The following is a 9,644-nucleotide window of genomic DNA, read 5'->3' as shown; positions in this document are numbered from 1 at the left end:
GGCTGGTGGGGCTGCCGCGCGAGCGCACACCGATGAGGGGCGTCGTCGCCGGAGATGGTCGCATCTCCCGGATCGACCTCGACGACCCACGAAGAACGTCTGGGGCGAGCCGATCGGCACTCGGTCAGGTGGAGAGGTACTCGTGGATGGAGCGGACGGCGGTGGCGCCCTCGCCCACCGCTGAGGCGACCCGCTTGATCGAGCCCCTCCGGACGTCTCCCGCCGCGAAGACGCCGGGGAGGCTCGTCTCGAGGGGGACGGGGTCGCGGTCGAAGGGCCAGAGTCCGGGGGCCTCCTCGTGGATTTCGCGGCCCGTGAGGACGTAGCCGTGATCGTCGGTGGCGAGGGTGTCCGGGAGCCACTGGGTGTGGGGTTCGCCCCCGATCATGATGAACAGCGCGGACGCCGGGACCTGTTCGGTGGTGCCCGCCGCCCGGTCGGCGAGGGTCAGGCGTTCCAGGCGGCCGTCGCCGCCGCAGCCGACCACCTCGGTGTGGGTGCGGACGATGATGTTCGGGGTCGTTTCGATGGCGCGCAGCAGGTAGGCCGACGCCGACTTCGCCAGGCTGTCGCCCCGGACGACCAGGGTGACCGTGCGGGCGTGCTGGGCGAGGTGCAGTGCGCCCTGGCCCGCGGAGTTGCCGGCGCCCACGATGAAGACGTCCTGGTCCCGCATCGCGCGGCTCTCGCCCACGGCCATGCCGTAGAAGACACCGGCACCGGCGAGGTCCTCCAGGCTGGGGACGTTCAGCCGCCGCCAGTCGACGCCGGTGCTGATCAGCACGGCTCGAGCACGGACTTCGGAGCCGTCCACCAGGCGAACCACCTGGTGGTCGCCGCGGTGTTCGAGGCCGACGGCCTGCTGGGCGAAGACGATGTGCGCGCCCATCAGCCATGCCTGCTCGCAGGTCCGCTCCATCAGGTGCCGGCCGGCGATGCCGTGCGGGAAGCCCGGATAGTTCCGGATCATGGGGCTGGTCCCGGCCTGCCCGCCGGAAAAGGCCCGTTCCAGCAGGACGGTGTCGAGGCCCTCGGACGCCGCGTACACCGCCGCCGTCAGGCCCGCCGCGCCGGCCCCCACTATGGCGACATCGCAGACTTCCAGGTCGTTGGTGACGTTGACTCCGATCGCGGACGCAAGGTCGGGGAGTTGCGGGTCCACGAGGGCCTTACCGTCGTAGCGGATCACCACGGGCAGCCGGGACGCGTCCAGTCCCGCCTCACGCAGCAGGCGCCGGCCGCGTTCCTCATCGGGCGGATAGACCAGGAACGGCAGGCCAAAGCGCACCATCAGGTCGCGAAGACGGTGGACGCGGGGGTCGTCCATCCGGGCGACGACGCGAAAGAGTTCGAAGGCCGGCTCCTGTTCCTCCGTCCACGCGGACAGGAACTCGCTCACCGCGCGATGCATCGATTCGTCGTTCGTCCACGGCCGTACGAGGTGGAAGTCGGCGTGGCCGAGCGCGATCGCCTGGACGGCCGGGCTGGTCGAGGAGTAGTCGCGGTCCACCATGAGGACGCGTTTGGCAGTGGGGTACAACTCATGGGCCCGGGACAGGACGTCGGCGCAGGCGTCGTCCACCAGAAGGAGGGCGACCTTGTGCTCCTCCTGCGCAGCCTCCTGCAGCGCGGTGCGTGCCTCCTCGGCCGAGCCCGCGCCCTTCAGGGTGAACACCCCGCCCAGCCGGCGCGTCAGGTCGGTGAGCAACACGCGCCGTGAGCCCGGGTCGTGGTCCACCACGAGGATGACCGGTGCCGTCACCTCTACCAGCGTAATGCCTGGTGCAGAGCCGGTTCTTGGACGCAGCCGCGGAGCGGCGGCAAACGGGCGCCTTTTGCCGGATCTTGGGCCCGGTGCGGGCCTCCGGTGGTCAGTGGGGGTGGGTGTCGGTGTTTGGGATTAGGTGGGTGAACATTGGGCGGCCTACGCCTAGGAAGGTGCGGCCCAGCATGCCGTTGATGAGGCCGGCGGCGGAGGCGTACCAGGCGCAGATGGCGGTGAGGATGCCGATGTAGCCGCCGATCTTGATGGTGGTCTCGCTGCCGGCGAAGTTGCCGATGAACAGGATGATCTCGGTGGCCTCCAGGGCGACGAACACGGCGAGAACGGCCTGGTTGACCTGGGTGGCCCACAGCATCATGTAGGTGTTGAAGATCGCGAAGGCCAGCAGGATCCAGCCGAGGTCGTTGGCCTCCTGGGCGGGGGTGGTGCCGCCGGCGACGAGGACGACGTACAGGCCGAGGCCGATCCAGAAGCCGCCGTACGAGCCGAAGGCCGTCGCGCCGAAGACGTTCCGGTTGCGGAACTCCCACATGCCCGCGAGGACTTGGACGAGGCCGCCGTAGGCGAGGGCGTAGCCGAGCCAGGCGTCGGTGCCGTCGGTCCAGGCGGCGTTCTTGGCGGACAGGAGGAATGTGGTCAGGGCGAAGGCCGCGAGGCCCAGCGGCGCGGGGTCGGCGACCGCGTGCGGTGTGTGCGGTGTGGACTCTTGCTCGACGTGGGTCATGGTGCCTCCTCGGTGGAGTCCCGTCGCCGTGTCTCGCTCGGTCTCGTACGGGCCGGGCAGGGATGGACGAAGGAATGCGACAGCGGACGTCGGGGAAGGCCGCACCGTCGGTTACGGGACCGGCGCCGCCCCATAGTGATCCGACCTCACCGTCATGCCGGGCATGCGGTGCGGTTCGGACGACGTCAGATGCGTCCTGAACTGCGGGACCGTTATCTGGGAGCGGTCCCCGTTTCGGATGATAACTCCCCTGGGGCGTCCGGTCAGGACCCCGTTCGCGGGATATTCCGGACCAATCACCACAAACTTAGGGCATTGAAGTTGAATTGGCGCGCTCAGATGGCCGGTGTGGTGATCGGGTTTCCCTCTCGGGGGGCTTTGATGGCCTTTGGCGTGGACGTTCTTTGCCCTGCTCGGTCGGTATTGCAGTTAGTAGTGCGAATAATCGACGAGAGGTAGTGAACGCGTGACCGGGGTCAGTCGACTACGGCGTCGCTGAAGGTCGGTGTGTCGCCCAGCATGGCGCGGTGGGAGCGGGGCTGGTTGCCGTCGTTGTCGACGACGCCCAGTTCCGCGCCCAGTTCGGCGCCGATGAGCACCTGGCCGGTCCAGCGCATCCGGTCGGGGTGGCGGGCGAGGGCGTCGATCACCCGGCCGCTGAATTCCGGGGACTCCGCGCCGGCGGCGAACGACTGGTAGCGGTCGGGGACGCCCTCGAAGAGCGCCTTGTTGCGTTCGGTCTTGAGGAGGCCCATCCAGAGGGAGACCGCGGCGACGTTGTAGGGCTTGAAGTCCACGGCCATGTCGTGGGCCATCTTGTCCACGGCGGCCTTTCCGGCGCCGTAGGCGGGTCCGTGCATGTAGCAGCGGCCGCCGAAGGACGAGGTGTTGACGACGAGGCCGGCGTTGTTCTCGATGAGCAGCGGGGCGGCGTAGTAGCTCGCGACGTAGGCCGACCGCATGCCCACGTCGAACATGCTCTGGAGCGCCAGCGGCTTCTCCCAGAAGGGGCCCTTGCGGGCCAGGCCGTCGGGGATCGTGAACGCGTTGTTGACGAGGATGTCCAGGGACCCCGACTCCCGCTCGACCTGCTTGAACAGGGCCTCGACCTGGGCGTCGTCGGAATGGTCGCAGATCACCGGGATCCCGGTGCCGCCGCGCTCGGTGATCTCCTGCGCGGTGGCGAGGACGGTGCCCGGCAGGTCGGACTCGGTGCGCGTGCGTCCGGTCACGTAGACCGTCGCGCCGGTCTCCCCGAGGGCCAGCGCGATTCCCTTTCCGGCGCCGCGGCTCGCCCCGGTGACGACCGCGACGCGGTTCTCGGTCAGGCCCATTCGTTCCTCCCCGCCGCGAGGAATTCGAGCATCGCCGCGGTCGTCTCGCCGGATTTCTCCATCTGCATCATGTGCCCGGCCCGTTTGATCATCCGGACCGCGCGCAGATCGTCGTAGTGGTCGCCGAGGTGGTTCAGCGGGTCGTCGCCGTGCCACGCCTCCAGGTCGACGTCCTGTTCGCTTCCGATGAAGTAGAAGGGGACAGGATTCTTCTTCCGTCCGGCATATGGCTTCCGGTACTCCCAGCAAAGGTCCATGGCCCGGTACCAGTTCAGCCCGCCGGTGAATCCGCTGCGGCTGTAGTCGGCGACGTAGAACTCCAGTTCCGTTTCCGTCAGCCATGTCCAGGGGAGGGGCGGCGTTTCCGGGAGGGCGTCGATATAGGTCGTCCCGGACGGCTTCCGCCAGACGTCGAGGTAGTGGTAGTCGCTGGAGAGCGCGTAGAACAGTTTGCGCAGGAATTCGCGGGGCGCGGCGGCGAGGTCGCGGTCGGCGGCGCCGGGCTCGGCGGTGAAGTAGTGGATGTGGTTGAAGTGCTTGCGGCCCTGCCGGGCGGCGATCGTCAGCGGCGGCTCGGTGGACGGCGTGATGAACGGGTTCTCCAGCCCGATGATCGCCGCGATGCGCTCGGGGTGGTGGTAGGCGAGGTCGTAGGCGGCGAACAGGCCGAAGTCGAGGCCGCTGAAGACCGCCTTCTCCGCGCCCAGGTGGTCCAGTAGGCCGGTCACGTCGGCCACGATGCGGTCCGGGACGTACTCGCGGTGGTCGGACGGTCCGCTGGTCTGCCCCATGCCGCGCATGTCGGGCGCCACGACGCGGAAGCCGGCGTCCGCGATCGGGCCGATCTGGTGCCGCCAGCTGAACCAGGTGTGCGGGAAGCCGTGCAGCAGGACGACGAGCGGTCCGGTGCCCTGTTCGACGTAGTGGACGTCGAGGCCGTTGATCTTCGCGTACCGATGACTCCAGCCGGCCATGCGCGGTTCCTTTGGGGACGGGACCATCCGATCTCCGACTGTGCTGGACGCCGCCGCGCCCCGACACCCGTATGTCCCGCTCAGTGGGAGCGTCGGCCGTCCGGTGCGGGCAGCGTGACGCGGACGGTCGTGCCGGCACCGGGGGCGGAGCGGAGTTCGGCGCGGCCGCCGTGGGCGGCGGCGATCGCGGCGACGATGGGGAGGCCGAGGCCGGTTCCCGCCTGCTCCCGGCCGGCGCGGTGGAAGCGTTCGAAGGCGCGGGCGGCGTCCTCCGCCGACATGCCGGGGCCCTCGTCCGCCACCTCGATCAGACCCGGGGCCAGACGGACGGTCGTAGGCGTCCCGGGGGGTGTGTGGGCGCGGACGTTGGCCAGGAGGTTCGCCAGCACCTGCCGTATGCGCGCCTCGTCGACGTTCGCGACCAGGGTCTCCGGGGCGTCCAGCGTGAGGGGACGGTCGGGTTCGGCGGCGGCCGCGTCGGCCACGGCGTCCCGCGCCAGCGCGGCCAGGTCCGTCGGGACGGGCTGCAGTGATGCCTCGCGGTCCAGCCGGGCGAGCTCCAGCAGGTCGGTGACCAGGTCGTTCATGCGGCGGGCCTCGTCCTCGATGCGGCGCATCGCGTCCGGCAGCTCGTCGGGGCCGAGGGCGCCGTGCCGGTACAGCTCCGCGTAGCCCTGGATGGTCGTCAGCGGGGTGCGGAGCTCGTGGGACGCGTCGGCGGCGAACTCGCGGACGCGGGCCTCGGAGCGGCTGCGCGCCCAGAACGCCTGCTCGATCCGCTCCAGCATGACGTTGATGGCCGCGGCGAGCCGGGCGGTCTCGGTGCGGTCGCCGGGGCCGGGCATGCGGGCGCGCAGGTCGCCGCCGACGGTGATGGCGTGCGCGGTGGCGGCCATCCGGTCGAGCGGCAGCAGGCCGCGGCCGATCAGCCACCGGCCGAGCACGATCAGCGCGGCGAGCAGCAGCGCGGCCGTCGCGACCTCCGACAGCACCAGGTTCCGGACGGCCGAGTGGATCTCCCCGAGCGGCGCCGCGACGACGACGATGCCGTTCCGCCACGGGCGTGCGACGGCCCGCAGGCCCGGCAGCGAGAACGGTTCGAGGCCGCGGGCGCGGGCGGCCAGCTCGTCCGGGCCGAGCCTCTCGATCGCGGTGACGGCGGACGCCGGGTCCGGGGCGTCGCCGCTCAGGACCCGGACCCGCCCGGTCGGTCCGACGGCCAGCACCACGAACTGCGCCGGGGCGGCCCCCTGCTCGGGCAGGCCGGGGCGCAGCAGCCGCGTCACGGCGCGGTCGCGGGTGGCCTGGAGCTGCTCGTCCACCCGGTGCATCAGGTAGCCGTTCAGGACGAGCGCGCTGACCGCGCCCATGATCGCGAGCCCGGCGGTCGTGACGGCGAGGAGGCCGGTGAGCAGCCGGGCGTTGAGCGTCATGGCCGCAGCGAGTAGCCGATGCCGCGGCGGGTGTGGATCAGCGGCTCGCCGAGCGGGTCGAGCTTGCGGCGCAGGTAGCTGATGTAGGTCTCGACGACCTGCGGGTTGCCGTGGTCCCAGCCCCACACGCCGGCGAGCAGCTGCCCGCGCGACAGGACGGCGCCCGCGTTGCGCATCAGGTAGGCGAGCAGGCGGAACTCGGTCGGCGACAGGTCGACGTCGACGCCGCCGCGGCGGACCGTCCAGTGCGCCTCGTCGAGTTCGAGGTCGGCCACGCGCAGGACGGCGCCCGCGTCCGCCGGGGGCGGCGGCGGGGCCGTCCGGCGCAGGACGGCCCGCACCCGCGCGATCAGCGCCTCGATCGAGAACGGCTTGGTGACGTAGTCGTCGCCGCCGAGGGTGAGGCCGGTGACGGTGTCGGACGGCGTGTCCTTCGCGGTCAGGAAGATCACCGGGACCTGGTCGCCGTCCGCGCGGAGCCGCCGGCACACCTCGAAGCCGTCGACACCGGGGAGCATGACGTCCAGCAGGACGAGGTCGGGCCGCTCGCGGCGGGCCGCGCGCAGCGCGTCCTCGCCGGTGGCGGCGGTGACGGTCGTGAAGCCGTGGAAGCGCAGCGCGACCTCGATCAGGTCGCGGATGTTGGCCTCGTCGTCCACGACGAGCACCCGCCGGCTCTCGCTCATCGCCCCCTCTTCGCTTCGCGCGCGGACGAACCCTTCGTCCGAAGGTACCGTCCGCCTCCTCTGCGCTAGCGGTGCTTCGGGACGCGGATGAGGCGGGCGGTGCGGGTGTTCCCGGACCGTTCGCCGGCGACGATCACCTGGTCGCCGTTGGCGAGGGCCTTGAGGGCGGACTTCTCGCCGTCCTTGCGGACGCGGGTGTCGCCGTTGGCCGCCCACGTCCAGGAGACGCCGTCCTCGCTGCGGACGGTGACCCCGCTGGACGACACGGACGTGATCTTGCCGCGCTGCCAGGTCGCGAGGTGGAAGCCGTCCTTGCGCTTGACGGTGGCCTCGCCGTGGACGCCGCGGAAGGCGCGCGCCCCGTGCGCCTGCCGGAACGGGTGGCCCTTGCCCGGATGGCCCTTGTCGGGACGGGCGTGGGGCGCGGTGGGGGAGGCGGAGGGCGCGGGGTCGGCGGCGAAGGCCGGGGCCGCGACGTACAGGCCGAGCCCGAGGAGTCCGGCGGCGCCGGCTCCGGCCACGATGCTCTTGGGATTCATACGGCCATGCAACCGGGGGCGCCTGGCAGTAGACCTCCGGGAAACCTGGGAGAACCCTGGGAATTCACCGAATGCCGTTCAGCATGCCGCCGATCAGCTGGACGGCCTGCTCGCGGGCCTGCTCGGGGTCGTCCGCGTCCGCGATGGAGAGGGCCAGCTCGGTGAGCGCGCCGTAGAAGGCGGCCGAGGCGAGACCGAGCCGCTTGCGGCCCGATTCGCCGAGGAGTGCCGAGAGGCCGTCCGTGAGCAGGGTGCCGAGGTAGCGCTGATCGAGCTCGCGCCACCGCCGCCATCCGAGCGCGATGGGGCCCTGGAGCAGCACGATCTCGCGGTACTCGGGGTCGGAGCAGATCTCCAGGAACGTCCGGATCCCGGCCGAGGCCCGTCCCCACGCGTCGCCCGTGCCGGCGGCCATGGCGGTGGTGATGCGGTCGGCGGCGCGGGCCTCCAGGTCCTCGAAGACGGCCTCGAACAGGCCCTGCTTGCCCGCGAAGTGGTGGTAGAGGGCGCCGCGGGTGAGGCCGGCGGCGCGGACGAGCTCCTCGGCGGAGACGTCGGCGAAGCCGCGCTCGGCGAAGAACCGGCGGCCGGTGTCGAGCAGCGCGGTGCGCGTGCTCTCGACGTACCGCGCGCGCCGGGTCTTGACAGGCTCCATGCGGCATGTATAACACATACAAGATGTATGTCAGATGCGTCGTGCATGGGAGCGGACATGACGGACATCGTGGTCATCGGGGCCGGCGTGGCGGGGCTGGTCGCCGCGCGTGACCTCGTCCGGGACGGGCACGACGTCACCGTCCTGGAGGCCCGCGACCGGGTCGGCGGGCGGCTGCTCAACGGCGAGCTGCCCGGCGGGGAGCCGATCGAGGTCGGCGGCCAATGGGTCGGCCCCGGCCAGGACAGGGTGCTCGCCCTGCTCCGCGAACTCGGCCTGCCGACGTACCGGACGTACGACGAAGGGCGGCACATCGCCGAACTCGGCAGGACGCGCGGCGAGTACACCGGCCGCATCCCCCGCCTCTCGCCCCTGGCGCTCGCCGACATCGCGCAGAGCCAGCTGCAGGTGGCCCGCCTGGTGCGCGGCATCCCCGTGGACGAGCCGTGGGCGGCCCGGCGCGCGGCCGCGCTGGACGGGCAGACCTTCGAGACGTGGATCCGCCGGAACATGCGCACGAGCGCGGGCCGCGCGTTCATGCGGCTGATCACGCAGGCCGTCTTCTCCGCCGAGGCGGGCGACATGTCCGCGCTGTGGGCGGGCTTCTACATGGCGTCCGCCGGCGGGCTCGACCCGCTGATCGACACGACCGGCGGCGCCCAGCAGGACCGCGTCTCCGGCGGCTCCCAGCGGATCGCCCTCGCGCTGGCGGACGAGCTGGGCGACCGCGTCGCGCTGAACTCCCCGGTCACGGACATCGAGTGGACGGACGGCGACGTCCGCGTCCGCGCCGCCGGCCGCGAGGTCCGGGCGCGCCGCGCGATCATCGCCGTCCCGCCGCCGCTCGCCGCCCGCATCCGGTTCGGCCCCGGGCTGCCGGGCGACCGCGACCAGCTCGTCCAGCGCATGCCGATGGGGCGGGTCATCAAGGTGAACGTCGCCTACGACGAGCCGTTCTGGCGCGCGGACGGGTTCAGCGGCCAGGTCACCAGCGACCGCCGCCCGTTCGGCATCACCTTCGACAACACCCCGGAGGGCGGGGCGCCGGGCGTCCTCGTCGGCTTCCTGGAGGGACGGCACGCCGACATCGCCGCCCGCCTGCCCGTCGAGGAGCGCCGCGCCCAGGTCATCGCCGACCTCACCGCCTACTTCGGCCCGCGCGCCCGCGACCCGATCGCCTACATCGAGCGCGACTGGGCGGAGGAGGAGTACTCCCGGGGCTGCTACGGCGCCTTCGCCACCCCCGGCACCCTGACCCGCTACGGCCCGTCCCTGCGTCGCCCCGTCGGCCCCCTGCACTGGGCGGGCACCGAAACGGCCACCCGCTGGGCCGGCTACATCGACGGCGCCGTCGAATCAGGCCACCGCGCCGCCCGCGAAGCCGCCGCCCCCTGACAGCAAGCTCAAGGCGCGGGCGTCAGGGTGCGGATCAGCTTCTTTCGGTGACGGCACTCGTCCGGTGGCGGGTCGAGCAATGCGAGGTGCCGCTGTCGGTCTTGGGTTCGTGACCGGGCGG

Annotated in this window: 9 protein-coding genes; 1 reads left to right on the top strand and 8 read right to left on the bottom strand. The window is 71.8% G+C overall.

Annotated elements, in window-relative coordinates; translation table 11 throughout:
* Window positions 1–124: 124 nt before the first annotated feature.
* The 8 genes from ACGFI1_RS39095 to ACGFI1_RS39060 all read right to left on the bottom strand — a co-directional run bounded on the left by ACGFI1_RS39095 (window position 125) and on the right by ACGFI1_RS39060 (window position 8,128).
* Window positions 125–1,762 carry an FAD-dependent oxidoreductase gene (locus tag ACGFI1_RS39095; protein WP_392792730.1) on the bottom strand — a complete coding sequence of 546 codons (1,638 nt, stop codon included), beginning with the start codon at window positions 1,760–1,762 and terminating at the stop codon, window positions 125–127.
* A 109-nt stretch (window positions 1,763–1,871) separates the two neighbouring features.
* Window positions 1,872–2,507 carry an acetate uptake transporter gene (locus ACGFI1_RS39090; protein WP_392740892.1) on the bottom strand — a complete coding sequence of 212 codons (636 nt, stop codon included), beginning with the start codon at window positions 2,505–2,507 and terminating at the stop codon, window positions 1,872–1,874.
* Window positions 2,508–2,983: 476 nt separating this feature from the next.
* A complete protein-coding gene (locus ACGFI1_RS39085) occupies window positions 2,984–3,841 on the bottom strand; it encodes an SDR family NAD(P)-dependent oxidoreductase (protein WP_392792729.1) in 858 nt (285 codons plus the stop codon).
* Window positions 3,832–4,815: an alpha/beta hydrolase gene (locus ACGFI1_RS39080; RefSeq protein WP_392792727.1), complete on the bottom strand. Its 984-nt coding sequence runs from the start codon at window positions 4,813–4,815 to the stop codon at window positions 3,832–3,834. The genes ACGFI1_RS39085 and ACGFI1_RS39080 overlap by 10 nt, the downstream gene beginning before the upstream one ends.
* 80 nt (window positions 4,816–4,895) lie before the next feature.
* Window positions 4,896–6,248: a sensor histidine kinase gene (locus tag ACGFI1_RS39075; protein WP_392792726.1), complete on the bottom strand. Its 1,353-nt coding sequence runs from the start codon at window positions 6,246–6,248 to the stop codon at window positions 4,896–4,898.
* Window positions 6,245–6,934 carry a response regulator transcription factor gene (locus ACGFI1_RS39070; protein ID WP_386874317.1) on the bottom strand — a complete coding sequence of 230 codons (690 nt, stop codon included), beginning with the start codon at window positions 6,932–6,934 and terminating at the stop codon, window positions 6,245–6,247. Before ACGFI1_RS39070 ends, ACGFI1_RS39075 begins: the two co-directional genes overlap by 4 nt.
* Before the next feature lie 65 nt (window positions 6,935–6,999).
* Window positions 7,000–7,473, bottom strand: a complete 474-nt coding sequence (locus ACGFI1_RS39065; protein WP_392792724.1) for a DUF5666 domain-containing protein — start codon at window positions 7,471–7,473, stop codon at window positions 7,000–7,002.
* A 64-nt stretch (window positions 7,474–7,537) separates the two neighbouring features.
* Window positions 7,538–8,128: a TetR/AcrR family transcriptional regulator gene (locus tag ACGFI1_RS39060; protein WP_392792722.1), complete on the bottom strand. Its 591-nt coding sequence runs from the start codon at window positions 8,126–8,128 to the stop codon at window positions 7,538–7,540.
* Window positions 8,129–8,185: 57 nt separating this feature from the next.
* On the opposite strand from ACGFI1_RS39060, the gene ACGFI1_RS39055 reads away from it, so the two are divergent.
* A complete protein-coding gene (locus tag ACGFI1_RS39055; RefSeq protein WP_392792720.1) occupies window positions 8,186–9,523 on the top strand; it encodes a flavin monoamine oxidase family protein in 1,338 nt (445 codons plus the stop codon).
* Window positions 9,524–9,644 lie beyond the last annotated feature (121 nt).

Origin of the sequence: Actinomadura geliboluensis (genome assembly GCF_043197915.1) — a bacterium.
In the GTDB taxonomy this organism is placed as follows: domain Bacteria; phylum Actinomycetota; class Actinomycetes; order Streptosporangiales; family Streptosporangiaceae; genus Spirillospora; species Spirillospora geliboluensis.
This window is presented reverse-complemented; position numbering and strand designations above follow the sequence as displayed.